The 15662-nt window shown below is 39.6% G+C and carries 20 protein-coding genes and 1 other annotated feature; all 20 genes read right to left on the bottom strand.

The genetic code is table 11. The features are described from left to right. Positions 1-2: 2 nt before the first annotated feature. The 20 genes from ilvA to JBW_RS06860 all read right to left on the bottom strand — a co-directional run bounded on the left by ilvA (position 3) and on the right by JBW_RS06860 (position 15573). Complete coding sequence (gene ilvA, locus JBW_RS06950) at positions 3-1238, bottom strand: threonine ammonia-lyase (protein ID WP_007956736.1); 1236 nt, start codon at positions 1236-1238, stop codon at positions 3-5. A gap of 176 nt (positions 1239-1414) precedes the next feature. Next, positions 1415-1638: a binding site (T-box leader), on the bottom strand. 208 nt (positions 1639-1846) lie between these two features. Next, a complete protein-coding gene (gene madM, locus JBW_RS06945) occupies positions 1847-2617 on the bottom strand; it encodes a malonate transporter subunit MadM (protein WP_007956737.1) in 771 nt (256 codons plus the stop codon). 21 nt (positions 2618-2638) lie between these two features. Beyond that, entirely contained in the window at positions 2639-3019 is a 381-nt protein-coding gene (gene madL / locus JBW_RS06940) for a malonate transporter subunit MadL (protein WP_007956744.1), read from the bottom strand. Positions 3020-3089: 70 nt separating this feature from the next. Continuing rightward, on the bottom strand, positions 3090-3299 hold the full coding sequence (locus tag JBW_RS06935) for a biotin/lipoyl-containing protein (protein ID WP_007956746.1): 210 nt from the start codon (positions 3297-3299) through the stop codon (positions 3090-3092). A gap of 60 nt (positions 3300-3359) precedes the next feature. Then, on the bottom strand, positions 3360-4043 hold the full coding sequence (gene mdcG, locus JBW_RS06930) for a malonate decarboxylase holo-[acyl-carrier-protein] synthase (protein WP_268747891.1): 684 nt from the start codon (positions 4041-4043) through the stop codon (positions 3360-3362). A 6-nt stretch (positions 4044-4049) separates the two neighbouring features. Beyond that, entirely contained in the window at positions 4050-5144 is a 1095-nt protein-coding gene (locus tag JBW_RS06925) for a hypothetical protein (protein ID WP_007956751.1), read from the bottom strand. A gap of 11 nt (positions 5145-5155) precedes the next feature. Then, positions 5156-6043 carry a biotin-independent malonate decarboxylase subunit gamma gene (gene mdcE / locus JBW_RS06920; RefSeq protein WP_007956753.1) on the bottom strand — a complete coding sequence of 296 codons (888 nt, stop codon included), beginning with the start codon at positions 6041-6043 and terminating at the stop codon, positions 5156-5158. Further along, entirely contained in the window at positions 6036-7019 is a 984-nt protein-coding gene (locus JBW_RS06915; protein WP_007956756.1) for a biotin-independent malonate decarboxylase subunit beta, read from the bottom strand. Before JBW_RS06915 ends, mdcE begins: the two co-directional genes overlap by 8 nt. Positions 7020-7024: 5 nt before the next feature. Then, complete coding sequence (gene mdcC / locus JBW_RS06910; protein ID WP_007956759.1) at positions 7025-7357, bottom strand: malonate decarboxylase acyl carrier protein; 333 nt, start codon at positions 7355-7357, stop codon at positions 7025-7027. 15 nt (positions 7358-7372) lie between these two features. Beyond that, on the bottom strand, positions 7373-9043 hold the full coding sequence (gene mdcA, locus JBW_RS06905) for a malonate decarboxylase subunit alpha (RefSeq protein WP_007956761.1): 1671 nt from the start codon (positions 9041-9043) through the stop codon (positions 7373-7375). A gap of 63 nt (positions 9044-9106) precedes the next feature. Next, positions 9107-9595: a HutP family protein gene (locus tag JBW_RS06900; protein WP_007956762.1), complete on the bottom strand. Its 489-nt coding sequence runs from the start codon at positions 9593-9595 to the stop codon at positions 9107-9109. Positions 9596-9664: 69 nt separating this feature from the next. Next, complete coding sequence (locus tag JBW_RS06895) at positions 9665-10456, bottom strand: biotin--[acetyl-CoA-carboxylase] ligase (RefSeq protein ID WP_007956764.1); 792 nt, start codon at positions 10454-10456, stop codon at positions 9665-9667. Positions 10457-10491: 35 nt separating this feature from the next. Continuing rightward, positions 10492-11697 (bottom strand): Na+-transporting malonate decarboxylase, carboxybiotin decarboxylase subunit, encoded by a 1206-nt coding sequence (gene madB, locus JBW_RS06890; RefSeq protein WP_007956767.1) that lies wholly within the window; start codon positions 11695-11697, stop codon positions 10492-10494. Between the two features lie 4 nt (positions 11698-11701). Then, complete coding sequence (locus tag JBW_RS25950; protein WP_007956768.1) at positions 11702-11827, bottom strand: hypothetical protein; 126 nt, start codon at positions 11825-11827, stop codon at positions 11702-11704. Positions 11828-12125: 298 nt separating this feature from the next. Continuing rightward, the gene (locus JBW_RS06885) at positions 12126-12335 is read right to left on the bottom strand and encodes a hypothetical protein (protein WP_007956770.1); all 210 of its coding nucleotides are present in this window, start codon (positions 12333-12335) and stop codon (positions 12126-12128) included. A 60-nt stretch (positions 12336-12395) separates the two neighbouring features. Continuing rightward, entirely contained in the window at positions 12396-13073 is a 678-nt protein-coding gene (locus tag JBW_RS06880; protein WP_007956772.1) for a transaldolase family protein, read from the bottom strand. Positions 13074-13133: 60 nt separating this feature from the next. Continuing rightward, entirely contained in the window at positions 13134-13496 is a 363-nt protein-coding gene (locus JBW_RS06875; RefSeq protein WP_007956773.1) for a PTS glucitol/sorbitol transporter subunit IIA, read from the bottom strand. 41 nt (positions 13497-13537) lie between these two features. Next, the gene (locus tag JBW_RS06870; RefSeq protein ID WP_007956776.1) at positions 13538-14527 is read right to left on the bottom strand and encodes a PTS glucitol/sorbitol transporter subunit IIB; all 990 of its coding nucleotides are present in this window, start codon (positions 14525-14527) and stop codon (positions 13538-13540) included. Positions 14528-14544: 17 nt separating this feature from the next. Beyond that, positions 14545-15114, bottom strand: a complete 570-nt coding sequence (locus JBW_RS06865) for a PTS glucitol/sorbitol transporter subunit IIC (RefSeq protein ID WP_007956778.1) — start codon at positions 15112-15114, stop codon at positions 14545-14547. Between the two features lie 39 nt (positions 15115-15153). Further along, positions 15154-15573, bottom strand: coding sequence for a transcriptional regulator GutM (locus JBW_RS06860; protein WP_007956782.1), 420 nt, complete (start codon positions 15571-15573; stop codon positions 15154-15156). Between the last annotated feature and the right edge of the window lie 89 nt (positions 15574-15662).

The following is a 15662-nucleotide window of genomic DNA, read 5'->3' as shown; positions in this document are numbered from 1 at the left end:
TATTAATAAATTTTTTGGATATCAATACCATTTCGTAAAAAGGCAGCTTCGATTTCCTCTACATGACTATGCCCATTCGTCTCTACGGTAACTTCCAGTTGAACCTGTTTAAAGCTGTCCATCACTTTCGATTGATTATGATCCAATTTTATTACGTTTGCATTTAATTCAGAGATAATTTTTGCCACATGCAATAATTCCCCTGGTTTGTCAGGTAAATTAATGGTAAAGCAGAACAGCCTTCCCCTAAATACCAAGGCTTTATTTATGATTGCCGAAATCGTTAAAATATCAATATTTCCGCCACTGACTAAGCAAACTACCTTTTTATTCTTGGAAGATAATTTCTTTAAGCCAGCTAAGGACAGCGCCCCTGCTCCTTCTGTGATCAGTTTATGCTTTTCGATTAAGAGCAGTATTGCTTCTGCAATATCAAAGTCAGAAACAGTGATGACTTCGTCAACAAACTCTCTGATAAATTCGAACGTCAATGTACCTGGTCTTTTTACAGCAGCACCATCTGCTATGGTATCCACTTTCTCCAGCTCTATTACTTTATTATCAGCCAAAGACTTTTTCATGCAGCATGCGCCTTCTGGCTCAACTCCGATAATTCTGATACTTGGCTTTAGCATTTTTGCCGCAAATGCAATGCCACTCGCTAAACCGCCTCCACCTATAGGAACCAATATCTCATCAACATCTTCTAATTGATTCAAAATTTCCAAGGCCACTGTACCTTGACCAAGAATTACATCCAAATCATCAAAGGGATGCACAAAGACATAGTTATGTTCGGTCTCCAACTCTCTGGCTTTTTTATAAGCTTCATCATAACTATCGCCGTATAATACAACATTTGCTCCATAATTTCTTGTAGCTTCCACTTTAATGATGGGCGTGGTTGCAGGCATCACAACAGTAGCCTTAATATCCAGTAATTGAGCTGCATAGCCAACCCCCTGGGCATGATTTCCTGCTGAGGAAGCGATGACTCCCCTACTTTTTTCCTCATCACTTAACTTACTCAATTTATTAAATGCTCCGCGGATTTTAAATGCACCTGTCACTTGTAGGTTCTCTGGTTTAATGAATACAAAATTTCCACACTCATTACTAAACACTGGACTTTCAATGAGTTCTGTCTTTTTGATTATACTTTGCAGCTTCCTTGCCGCTGCATATACGTCTTCAATTGACACACAAGAATTAGCTACCTTAAAAGTGTTCTGATTCATAATTTACCTCCAAAATTTGATAAGAAAACGCTGCGCGTCCTTTAAAGCATACTAGTGAACCGAACCACAGAGAACACTGAGAAAAGATCAATAGGGTTTAATAACCGCTGTGCTCTTAAGTGAACTCTGTGTTCAACGTTCCCCTAAAAATAATAAAAAACTCGCCCTTGAATATATCCAAGGACGAGTTATTACCCGCGTTACCACCTTAATTGCACAACAGTGCCTCTTCAGTTCTATCAAACCTAAGCCAAATAACGTGGCTAACCCGGCATTTCTTACTAACGTTCAGAAACACAGTTCCGGAGGGATCTTCTTCCACCGCTCATTGTCGACTTCCACCTTATGCCGACTCTCTGGAAATTTACAAATGGTTTACTTACTCCGTCATTACTCTTCTTCATTATGCTTTGGAATGAATTTTATCACTTCACCTTTACTAATGTCAATATATTTTTATGTTTTTATGTTAATTTTGTAATTTTATATTTTTTCTATTCCTCCAATGAATACTTTTGTATTTTAAAATTACCTGTTTGATTACATTTGTGCAACTAACAGAATATTCGGAAAACGCCATTTGTACTGACTATTACAAAACACCATTATTAACCGAAAATTGCTTTCGTTGCCAAGAAAAGAACCGATGGACAAAGTAAACAACCTAATCCTGTGTAAAAGGTAGCTGTCATTGCTCCATATGGAACCAATTTAGGATCAACAGCAGCAAGTCCAGCGGCTGTTCCGCTTGTCGTTCCCATTAACCCACCATATACCATAGCAGATTGTGGATTATTAAGACCTATGCTTTTTGCCATAATTGGTGTGATAATCATAACTACAATAGACTTCACCACACCAGCTGCAATACTAATAGCAATAACAGGAGAGCTTGCATTCAAGGCAGCGCCTGTAACAGGTCCAACGATAAAGGTAACTGAACCAGCACCAATGGTAGTAAGACTTACAGTATCAGTATAACCAAAGGCAAAGGCTAAAACTACCCCAACAATATAAGACAAAATAACACCTAACAACAATGACATTGCTCCTGCTGTGCCGCATTTTTTAATTTCTTCCAACCTCGCACCAAAGGCCGTAGAAACAATCGCAAAGTCTCTTAGCATTCCGCCACCCATCAAACCAACGCCAGTGAACAACTTAATATCAGCCAGTCCCTTATGTCCAGCAGTTTGTATACCACCCCAATAGGCCAACATTAAACCAAAAACAATTGCAATTGCTGAACCGTGGATTCTTTTATTCGTTAATTTATCCGATATGAGGTATGCCAAGTATGTTACTAGCCCAATAAAAAGAAATGACATGACCAAGCCATTCTTCACGAAAATATCTAGTATTATTTTTCCGAAATCCATTATGGAAATTCCTCCTTATTCTTATATTGCATGATCCTTATAAGTTGTTTTATTGCCAATTTTACTTATTAGAGGAACAAATAAGAACCCTACTAGAACAGTAACAATCCCCGCTATAATTGCAAGAGGCCCCCCTGTTATAGCCGCCAATACATCCTGTTGAGCAGCCATCGCCACAACTATGGGAATGTACATCGCGCTCCAAAAGGAAATACCACTTTCAGCAAGCTTTGACAAAATATCCTTTCCCATTAAATAATCAGTAAGAACAATTAGTAATAGCATTGCAAAACCGACCCCGCCAACATTAGCAGCAACCCCAAGAAAAGTCCCTAGAACATCACCTAAAAATATACCAATAAACATACATAAAGATAGAATTGCCACACCATAAATAGCCATAGTTTAGCCCTCCTCTTTTTATTTATTCCCAGAACCCTATAAAGAATCCTGGGAATAACCCTTAGTATTTTTACTCAACAATCATAATTACATCGCCTGCGGAAACTCTGTCACCAGCGTTTACTTTAATTTCTTTTACTGTCCCTTCAACGGAAGAAGGAAACTTTTGTTTCATTTTCATAGCTTCCATTACAGCTACAACATCCTTAACCTTTACAGAATCGCCTACTTTAACAGTAACCTCAATAACTTTGCCAGGAACGCGTGCTTTTAATTCCATTATGATCAATTCCTCTCATTTTATATTTCTTATATTAAATGACCTATCGGCCAAATAAACCTACTGAACTTCTGTCATCTCAGCTAAAATATCGTGTTTAGGCAGAAGTATTACATCATTTAATCCCTTAGCTAATACCGTGTCAGTATGCATAAACAACTCTGCTACTTTAACCCCGTAGCCTGAATTTAGCTCAAGCTCTGCATCCACTTTGCAATGAAATGTTCTTGCGATCTCTGCTAGGCGATTTGTAAAGGTTCGAATAGTATCTAGCCTAGTCATACCAACAAGCACATCCAGATCAGATGCCTCATCCGTATACTGCAATCCTGTAAATATCTCCAACGCTGACGATCCCCACACACCAAGTTTGAGTCCCAGTTCCCCTGCCACTGCAAGAACCTCTACCAAGGCATTTAAACAAGGCGTTCGTAGAAAGAATTCTCGATCAATTACCGCAAAAGGAGAAACAACCTGTATCACTGCCGATGTGGGAACAAATCCCGCAATGCGCAGTCGGTTACCATCAATGCGAAACGGTGAAGAAAATCCTACAGGAATCGTATCTGGAATCTGCTTCCTGTCTTCACGTCTAACAATACCAGGGATTTTTATTCCTCCTGGAGTGCCAATAATGAGTTGTTTGACTAACTCAAATTCACGGGGTGGTAGATGAGGAGCGACTCTCTCAAACGCCAATTCACGACCTTGATCGCTTATTTCTACTAAATCATGCCGACGTATAATCGATCACCTCTTCTTTACCCAAACAGGATCACTTTTACTCATCTGCTGATATTCAAGCTGAGCCTTTACCAGCTCATCAAATAAACCAGTTCCTTGGGGTCCAGTAATAATGATTGGTTCTGCCGATGCATCGCCTCCCGAACATAGCTCTAGCATAGTCTGGGAAGCCATGGTCTTGACCCCCGGATCGACTTTTACAATGCGCCCCTTTATCCGTAGAATCGTTCGCGCAACTCTTCCAATGGTTACATCCGAAGATAAAGTCGTAGCACGTACTATAACTTCATATTCTGGAAAGGTACGTTCTCGCCGATAAGTAATTATTTTGCCTGCAGAATTACAAATATGACCACTATCGGCAACGGGAAAGCTATCACCCATGGGAAGCCCGCCAACTACAACCTCGTACATTGAATTACCTGACAAGGGAGACTTCACAAGCGTAATATCATCCCTTACGGGAATGCCATTGATGGTAATCCAACCAAATTCCTGACAACCATATAGATCATGAACCAATCCATTTAAAATGCGTTCTGCAACGGCAGGTAATTCAAGATCTAAGGGTGTACCAGCAGCCAGTATAATAACTTCCTTAGGAAGAAAGGTAGCCATCCCCATGGATTTTGCATCTTCCAGAGCCGAACGTAAAAAGGAAGATTCACCAACAACAACGTCTGGACGATTATTATAAAGGGCCGCCAAAAATGCATCTCGACTAGAGCGCCGCAGAAAAGAACAATTCATACCACAAGCATCAAGAGCCTTTTTAGTAAAAACATTGACTAAGGGAGGATAGGTAAATAAAATGTTACTCCCACTTTGAACCTTAGCCTGCTCAAAAACTAAGCGAGTGGCTTTTTCCCGGGCCTCCATCTCTGGATGGGTAACCCCAACGATATTTTGAAAGGCGGACGACCCTGTCGTAAAACTAAGATAAGCCAGATTTAATGGAACATGAACTTCCTCGATAACATGGGCGGCAGTTGGCCCACCAATACCTTTATCCTGAAGGGTACGTCTTGGCATTTCTTCAAAAGTAGGAGCCGTTCCAAATTCTTCAACCATTTGAGCAAGACTATCGAGAATATCTTTCATCACAAACTCCCTTACGCGTATAGATATTTGTCAGCCACAGCATCAAATTCTTCTGTCATCTTTTCAATCACCATTTTCCGTGTTTGACGGCCACCACGCTCTGCTCCGATGGTTCCACGTCCCCATGGACCAAGTTTATCAAATTGACCCGTGCGCTTTAATTCACGCACCTCATCAATATGACGAATCATCGCATCTCGCATTCCCTCAACTTGATCAACAACTTCATTGACGCCACCTAGACGATAAAAGAAGTTTACACCTGCGGCAAACACTGGATTCTTAGTCGACAAATCCTCCAATAATTCAATGTCAAGTTTGGTAATCCGAGAAATACTGGTTAACGGCATAACGTGAATCATTGTACCGAATTCTTTTGATAGGGACAAAATATGGTCGGCTTGCAAACCATGGCAGAGAAATGCACCGCTAATAGCCCGTCCAATTACAATAGCAATAACGGGATGACCAGCTTTTCTTGCTTCAGCTAACGCTAGCTGATAACCACCCGTGGATTTATTCATCCCCATGATTTCTTCAATTTTTCCTGGACCATTGCCCGGAGTATCAACAATTAACAGAAGTGCCCGCTTTTGATCTAATGGTTTTTCCTTATCAACAGTGATGGTTCTATATACTGCCAACGCCATTTTGTAGCCTTCTTCTAAACCAATAACACCAGCAAAAACTACGGGAAATCTTGGATTATATTCATCAGCATCATTTGCTATAATCGTCGCAGGTTGTCCACCAATAGTAACTGTGCCTACTACTGCACCAGGACCAAGTTCTGGATCAAACTGAAATTCACCAATGATACCTTCTTGAAGAGAGTCAGCGTCAATAATCATATCAATAGCTTCTCGACCTCGACCAATCATACTTTCCACTTCATCCATTAACTGAACCTCCTTCAACTTTTCTAACCCGCCGTTTAGCTTGCTTAAGAAAATCCGTTAACGATAACTCTGGCAAAATTGCCGGAGATTCATTTCCAAAATATTTCCATACATCCATAGAATCTCGCGGATCAAGTTCAACAGCTAGTTTTACAAGTTCAAGCTGTTCTTCTACAAGTTTTTGACTACCAACACGCCGCATTTCTTCGATGGATTCCATAGAAAGAGTAAGAACTTCAGCAAGCTGCGTACGGAAAGCCTCAATGCTGTCTTCTACAAGAAAATTACAATCTTGCATTATGTACTTATGTTTGCCGCCAGTAGTTCGATATACTAATGCTTTATTAGAAGCATCAAACTCATCTTTGCCCATTTCTTGCTCTATTACTTCTGGACCTGTTAGCCCTAAACGCCCCTGCTCACTCATAATAATTAAGTCAGTAGCAGCACCGACAAATCCCATTCCTCCAAAGCAACCAATTTTGCTGCCAATTAAAGAAATCACAGGAATCTTTCCACGAGCATCCTGGAACTGATCCATCACTTCCGCGTGAGCGAGTAAGCCTGCATTGGATTCATGGAGCCTAACACCGCCTGTCTCAAAAGAAATAACCACCGCAGGAAGACGTCCTTGATAAGACGTTGGATATTTTTCCTTTATCTGATGATAAGCACCTATGGCTAATTTTAGGGTCGCAACCATTTTCCCGCCGCCAACTTCCCCTACGGAACCACCGATAAACCGCCCCTCTTGAGAAATCACAAACACGGGCCTTTTACCAATCAAACCAACTCCAGTAACAATACCATCATCAAAAGCCACCGCTTCTCCTAAAACGGGAAGATGCGGACTGGAAACCCGATCCCGCGGTCCAAGTAATTCAGTGAACGTTCCATTATCAACAATGCCATTTGCACGCTGGCGTGCACTTGATTCAAGAAAACTATTTTTTTGCAATTGATTCCAAACACTCATTTTAATCAAACCTCCTTCCGTACATCCTTGGCCGCTTCAGCGAGGGCCTGACGAAGTCTCATAGAAACAACGATTGGCGTTGCATTGTTATCATTTATTTCAATAGAAATGTTCCCTAAGCGATTCTCTTTAACAATCTTCTCAAGCACCATGCCCCAAACCTTATCAAAGCCTACAACTGGAGTTACAACTTGCACTTGAACTGCACCGCCAAGATCCTTCTTTTCCATAAGAATTTCAAGATCGCCAGATCCCACAACGCCATGATGGCGCCATTCATGGGAAAATTCAATTGGATTATTTACCTTAAACTCAAATTTCAGTTGCTGGAGTGCCACTAAAATCCCTCCCTATTACCAATTCCGGAATTTAGCCGGTGGATTATATAATCCCTTAGACCATGTAACTAGTTCACGAATATTTTTTGCAGCTAGAAGCGACCGATTCGCCCGTGATATATCAATACCTAAATCCTCAGGTGTCTTAACAATCCCCTTCTTACGCAATGCAGCCGTATCTTCTGGTTTAGCTAACATGCCAACTTCTGTATAGCCTGCAACAGCTCTAATAGCAGCCGTTCTTTCTACAAGGGAGGAACACTTATGAAGATAGGCAATACCCTCTTCTGTAACAACATGGGTTAAATCATCTCCATAAATCATTACTGGAGGTATATCCAAATTTGCATTTTTAGCCAGTTTCCATGCATCCAGTTCCTCTACAAAACCAGGTGCAAGTTTTTCTCTGAAAGTCTCTTGCAATTGCACAACTAAACGCTTACCACGTGGCAAGTTGCCAACTAGCTCATGGCTCATTCCATATTCCTGACCACATTTAAGCCATGCTTCTGTTGAATGCCGTCTGCCCTTGGCGTCACAACCCATATTAGGTGCACCACCAAAGCCTGCAACTCGACTTGCTGTCGCCGTACTGCTATTACCATACTTATCAATTTGGAGTGTACCACCAATAAACATATCCAAAGAATAATGACCTGCCATCTGGGAATATGCTCGATTGGAACGCATAGAACCATCAGGACCAACAAAGAATACATCAGGACGAGCTCTCACATAATCTTCCATCCCTAATTCTCCGCCAAAACTATGAATGGACTTAACCCAACCACTTTCAATAGCTGGAATCATAGTCGGATGAGGATTCAATGAGAAATAAGAGCAAATTTTGCCCTTCAAACCCAATTCTTCCCCATAAGTAGGAAGTAAAAGTTCAATAGCAGCAGTATCGAAACCAACACCATGATTGAGTCTTTGCACTCCATATTCAGCATAAATTCCTTTTATCGCCATCATTGCCCGCAGAACCTGTGAATCTGTAATCAGAGCAGGATCACGAGTAAATAACGGTTCAATATAAAATGGACTTGGCGACTTGACTACAAAATCAACCCAATCTGCAGGTATATCAATCCTGGGAAGTTTGTCAACAATTTCATTAACCTGTGCTACAACAATCCCCTGTTTAAACTTAGTCGCTTCTACGATTACAGGAGTATCTTCTGTGTTAAATCCCGTATAAAGATTTCCTTCCTTGTCAGCCTGAAATGCTACGATAAGGGCAACCTTAGGAACTAAATCAATGAAGTATCTACCAAACAATTCAAGATATGTATGAATTGCACCCAGCTCAATCTTTTTGTCACTTATCAACTGAGCCAGTCTTCCTGCTTGAGGACCTGAAAAGGAAAAATCAACTTTTTTTGCAATTCCCTTTTCAAAAACATCTAAATGACTAGGTAAAGAAAGTACCGACTGAATCATATGCAAATCATATACTTTATTTTTATCAACCTTACATAAACAATCTGCTAAGAAATCTGCTTGTTTTTGATTATTGCCCTCTAGATTTACCTTATCACCAGGTTTAATAATAGCTTCTAGCAAGGCAACTGTTTTATCAACTGAAATAACTTTTCCTGTACCAACAATAGTTCTGGCCTTTGCCATTCTTTCCTGAGTATCCCTATTTAGAGAATCCCATACTCGCTGTGTCTCCTTATCCATATCTCTTTTGACACTCCTTTCCCTTACTCCTAAAGTCCTAATCCCATTTTTTGGATATATTGACTATTCCGGATTATCCTTTGCTGAATTAGAAGAATCACAATTGCACAGATGCATTACCCCTAATCCCGCTCTTTCATGATTGGTCATGGGATGAATAGCTGATTCCCCGAATATAGCCACAGCAATCCAGTTGGAGTCTCTAACGATTGCAATTTTTGTCGCTAAACTAGTATTGGTTGAAGCATTGACAAGCACTCCGCGCTTGGCTTCCTCAACTGCATGTAACAATGCGTGCATATTAGCCACTGTTTTTGTGATCAAGCCATTATTTAGGCAGGCACCCATAACAGCTCTAGTTGTTTTCTCCTGAAATTCCGCAAAAGATGATTTTCCTCCCACTTCAGTTACAACAAACCGATAGCCCTTCTTGCCCACCATTTGTTTTATATCATCCTCGTCAGCCATTGTTCTAGTAAGAGCTAGCAGCATAGCTGCTGTCCCCACGCTTGTAACACTATTTTCTAAAGGTAATCTTTTTTCGGTACTCATAATTATCCTCTCACTCTCACTCTCTCATTTTTAACTTATATTTTTAAACGCGCGTTAAAAAACAGATTATCATCGAACACTTACTTCACCAAAATTAAATTTCTTTATCATTCCATTCATACTTTTAATGATCAGAGCCCCACCATCATCAATATCAAGGGCTTCGCCAGACCATACTGCATCACCAGAATCTACTTTGACATTCTGCTTGAGTGTAATATTAAATTGTTTCCACGTAACACGAATAGGCTCAAAACCATCTCTTTGCCATATGGAATACCAACAATCAAACTGACGAAGCACCTCATCAAGAAGGGATAATCGACATATAGGACGTCCCAATTCCTGAGATAACGATGTAGCTATATCTTGTAAGTCAAGACTAAAATCCTGCACATCCATATTAACATTGATACCAATGCCTAAGATCACGTGGTCAATTGTTTCCCCACTCTCCATTTCGGCAATAATACCACAAACTTTTTTCCCCTTAATCAATAAATCATTAGGCCATTTAATCCCAGGACATATACCTGTATGAATCTCAATAGCCCTTGCAATAGCAACTGCTGCTAACAGGGTAATTTGCGCTGCTTTTTCTGGATCGATCTGTGGTCTTAGCACCAATGTAAACCAAAGACCTCCTCCTGCAGGCGAAAGCCACTTTCTGTTTAACCTACCGTGACCCCCTGTCTGACGATCAGCTAATACCAATGTTCCCTCTGGAGCTCTCGCTTCAGCGAATTCAAGAGCTGCGGTGTTTGTTGAGCTTATCTCTCTATAATAGTGAATTCTTCTTCCAGGTAATTTGGTCTCTATTTCTTTTCGCATTTTCTCATCATTAACGTAGTTATCATCCATAATTATCACTCTTTCTAAATAAAGAATATATCCCTTTATTTAACTAAGAATAGAGTCGATACAAACACGCCTGTCGCAATGGCTGATACAATAACTCCACAGATATTCGCCCCCATAGCTAATGGCAACACCATGGCAAAAGGATTTTCTTCTTCAACTGCATACTGAGCAAGCTTAGCTGTAGTAGGAACACAAGAAACACCAGCAATACCAAGCACTGGATTGTAGTTCTTAGTAACAAAATACACAAGCCAACCACCTAAAAGCCCGCCCACAGCTGAAATAGCAAGAGCAGTAATGCCTAAGACTAACAATATAGCTACTTTAGGATTAAGAAGGGTTTGTGCCTCACATAAGGTCCCTAACAGCAGTCCAAGAAACAACGTGGAAGCATAAAGCAGGGTATTCTCAAGTAATTCTTGATACGGATTAATTTCGGCTTCTTTAATTGCTACCCCAAGAAAGAAGGACATTATTAGAGGTGCTGCTACCGGAAGTAGGAGGCAGAGTAACGCGCATATCGAAATTGTAAAAATGAATTTTGCTTTTTTAGAAACTTGTGGTATTTCTACTTCAACATCCATAGCACGATATTTTTGGGGAACTAACAATCTAATAATATACGGATAACCAGCATAGGTTAGACTAAGATACAAATAAGCAATAATGGAAATAGGGACAAAAAGCTTTGGCGCCAACATTAGGGAAGTAAACAGAACCATTGGACCATCCGCACCACCGATAGTCGCTACTGCAGCGGCTTCGCCAATCGGCAGACCCATTTTCGCCCCAATCACAAGAGTAACGAATGTACCCATCTCAGCAAATATAGCAACCGTCATACATGACCAAGGCCTTGCAAGAATAAAACCAATTTCACTCATTGATCCAATCCCAAAGAAAACTAAACAAGCTATAAGTCCATTACTAAACATAAAATTATATATCGGCTGCAAGAAATTGACTTGCATAATATTCACTAGAACATCAGGTTGCTCAACTAAAGGATCTAAAAAAATCGTACCAATGTTGCCAGCTTGCAAAAAAAGCACCCCTGAATTGATGGCAATCATACCGATTCCCATGGGAACCATAATCAAAGGCTCTAATGTCCGAGTAAAACCAAAATACGCAAGGGCAAAGCCAAAGAGGATCAAAAATACCCTAGCAAATGCAATTGTCGTATCCTGTACAAATAAGCTACCTATTCCAGGAAAAAGCTGAATTACTGTCTCTAACATATTGTTACATCTCCTTTTGTTCTTCTGTATTACTAAGTGCTTTACTGATTACAACAATAACTCCCATTACTAGTAATGATATGACAGCAGTTAGCCCATAGGAGAAAAAAGCATACTTCACAACATCCATTATTTCATCCTCCCTTCTATTTTTATGATTTAGCCAATAGAACCTGTTGCCACTAGGTACCCCCGCTCTTTTTTTTCACAAAAAAAAGAGCAGAAAAGTCCTAGACTTTTTTGCTCTCTCATTCTCCAATATTCAGTTATTACAAACACATTTATATAGGGACGACCATCTATCACTCACTTATTACTCTCGATTTTCATTCTAGCACTTATGTATAATCCTGTCAATCAATTAGATAAATTTTCCTTAAATTTTGAATATAAAAAACTCGCCCTTGAATATATCCAAGGACGAGTTTTTACCGCATTACCACCTTAATTGCACAACAATGCCTCTTCAGTTCTATCAAACCTAAGCCAAATAACGTGGCTAACCTGCCATTTCTTACTAACGTTCTCCACCTTCTGATAAATGACCATGTTTCATATGCTACAACAATCTCATCTAACCATCCGCCTAAACTAAGATGCAAAGGATGTTCCTTATCGCTTACCCTGGCTAATTTCAAATAAGATCTCCACTTAAATCCTGAAAAGTGAGTTCTAAAAACATAGTCGCATCTCCTGGATTAAACCTCACCTAATATTGCTCCTTTACCATAAACACTTTCCCAATCCTCAATAAACGTATTGACACTCCACTCCGTCAAAGGATGATGATACAAGTTGATAAAAACATCTTCACTAACCGTTACACCATGAGTACCAGCTAAACAAACTTTCTGCACTTGTTCTACATTTTTAAAACTGGCTGCTAACACTTGCGTTTTAATATGATGAGTATCGAAAATTTTTACAATGTCTGCTACTACCTTTACACCATCACCAGAAATATTGTCAATTCTGTTTACGTATGGCGCTACAAAACTAGCGCCAGCTTTTGCAGCCATAAGCGCCTGTTGTGGAGTAAACACAGCAGTTGCAGTAACTTTTATATTCAATTTCTGTAGAGTCATCATCACCTTAAACCCTTCAGGCACAACCGGAATTTTAATATAAATATTGCCATTAAGAATCTGGCTTACATATTCCGCTTCCTTAACTATTTCTTTGGCATTTGTACTTAATACCTGCACATGAAGCATTTTTTCACTGCCAATTATAGATACTATTTCTTGAAGGATTTCAATATAGGGTCTCTTTTCTTTGGCTAGAATAGTTGGATTGGTTGTAATACCATCAATTGGATAATATTCATTGGCACTTTTTATAAAATCAACTTTCGCACTATCAAGTAATATATTCATTCGCCCCCCCTTAGCTACTCCTTTCCAATCCATCTGAAAGGTTCATCGCATAACAAACATCTATTCTCTGTATATAGAAATAACATCACCAATTTTTATAGCAGGCAATGCCTTATCCTCAAGATATACACTTCCTCCTAACCCTTCTGTATTGCCATCAAACCGCAAGGTTATATGACCCAAATTTTCCAAATTAGCCTGCACTTCATCGCCCACATATACAATTCTATATTCTTGACCAGCTATGACTAAAATATCACCTTGTTTAACGCTATCTGAAACCTCATTGCCACAATGCAATACGCAATAATCAGCCAGCTCCTCCGGAGCATTATCTTTGAAAATAATGATCAGCTTTTCTTCATAAAATGCCGACGCTAATCCTCCAATATTAGTAACCCTAGTATTATATATTATCTCCATAAAATGCACCTCCATAATAGCATCTATATACTTTTTCACTTTTATTTTGCGTAGAGACCAAAACTAGCAGCCCAAGCAACCAATACGGTTGTAGGACCAGTGATAAAGCGAGAATATAATACGGAAGGTACACCAATTTCGACAGTTTCGACTTCCGCTTCAGCCAATCCCATGCCTACTGGTATAAAATCACAAGCACACTGGGAATTTATCGCGAAAAGTGCTGGCAGTGCTAACTGAGGAGGAATCGTACCTTTACCGATCTCAACGCCAATCAGCACCCCAATTACTTGGGCAATTACAGCGCCTGGCCCTAAGAATGGAGATAAGAATGGAAACGAACATATGGCTGATAGTAATACTAACCCTTGAACAGTTCCGGCCAACGGTGTCAGTATTTTAGCAAAAACATCACCCATACCAGTACTTAATACAATACCAATTAACATGGATACGAACGCCATAAAAGGCAATATGGTCTTTAAGACAGTATCGATAGCATCGCGACCAGATTGATAAAATGTAGCGGTTATCTCCCCCATAGCCTTCCCAACTTTGGCCATAACACCAGCAGTAGTCTGTTCACTAATTTTCTTTTCCGTATCATACTTAGGCTTTTTAGCACTACTATCTTCAGAGACCGCATTCTGGATCGTTCCATCGCTAAAATTTATATTTACTTCTTTGACATCCGATACATAAATATCTGCCTTGATGTGTTCTGCCAAAGGTCCACTGGGACCTGATGGCATCAAGTTAATTGTTGGAATCCTTTTTTGAGGATATATACCACACCTCAAAGTTCCTCCACAGTCGATGACGACACAAGCAATTTCATTATCAGGCACTTTCGTTTTAAATCCGTCTACTACTATGCAACCTGCCATTTCAGCAATTTTCGCAGCAACAGGTGAAATGACACCTCCAGTAATATTGACAACCTTATTCTTGGTGTCATTAGGCTGAATCACTAACGGTCCACCAAAGCCACCTCGACCTGCTGTTATAATAACTGATTTATAATTCGCCATTTTTCATCCCCCCCTTTCTAAGCATTAAAGCCAGCCGACTGTACAGTACTCACTTCTGTTTTTAATTTGATGCCTTGTTGTTTTTCAACATATGCGGTAGTAAAATCAGTGATCCATCCTCTAAAGAAATTGGTCACAACTCCAACAAGAAAGTATCTTACTGCTAAATCAACTGTTGATAAACCCAGTTGATTTATCCCAGCCGCAATTCCAAGAAAAACAAATAATTCTCCAGGATTTATATGTGGAAATAAACCATTCATACTATGGCAGGAAAAAGAAGCTGCAGCATAATAACTTGGTTTATATTTTTCAGGCAAAAACTTCCCTAATGATAAAGTCATTGGATTACAAAAGAAGAAAGTTCCTATTACTGGCAAAATGAGATATCTAGATATAGGATTGCCACCACACATATGAGCGAGTTTTTCAACTTTCTCTTGCCCGACAAATCGAATTAGAGCATTCATAGCTACAAGCAACATGACTAACGTAGGTACTATTCCAGTTACCATACTTACGAAAACTTTACCACCCTCATTAAACATGCCGATAAAGCCTTTGGCTAACACAATGAACATGTCCATGCGATACCCTCTCTCTCTCAATAATTTTTTATAATGCCATTACACAGTTATTCTTGTATTTTCTGTTCCAACCACCTCCATATCAGATTTCGCTATATTAATAAACGCCTTATAATTTTCAATAGCGTTCATTACTGCCTTACTCACTGATTTACCTAACCTATTACATTTACTTTCTTCAAGCTCTAATAACTTTAAATGATTGAAGGAATTAAAAGGCTTCAATCTAGCAAAAATTGAAAACCCTTCCATTTTTTCGCCCCTAATGATATTGCAATCTTGGTCAAGACAAAACATAAGTACAACCCCAGCCGTGACTCTACCTTTCGACTTGCCAATAACGACCCTACCTTCTTTTCTCAATAATTTAAATCGCTGATTAAAATGTCTCAATTGCCAAAGGCCAAGTAACCCTTGAAGTATCCACATCCCTGCAGCAAGAAGAACAAACCACAACATATAATTTCCCCCTTTGAACTCAAGTCCTACTTTACATTTTAGTTATTATCTTAATATTTAGCTATCTTAACTTACATGTAACTTGTTCT

It is taken from the genome of Pelosinus fermentans JBW45 (genome assembly GCF_000271665.2).
GTDB classification, from domain to species: Bacteria; Bacillota; Negativicutes; order DSM-13327; family DSM-13327; genus Pelosinus; species Pelosinus baikalensis.
This window is presented reverse-complemented; position numbering and strand designations above follow the sequence as displayed.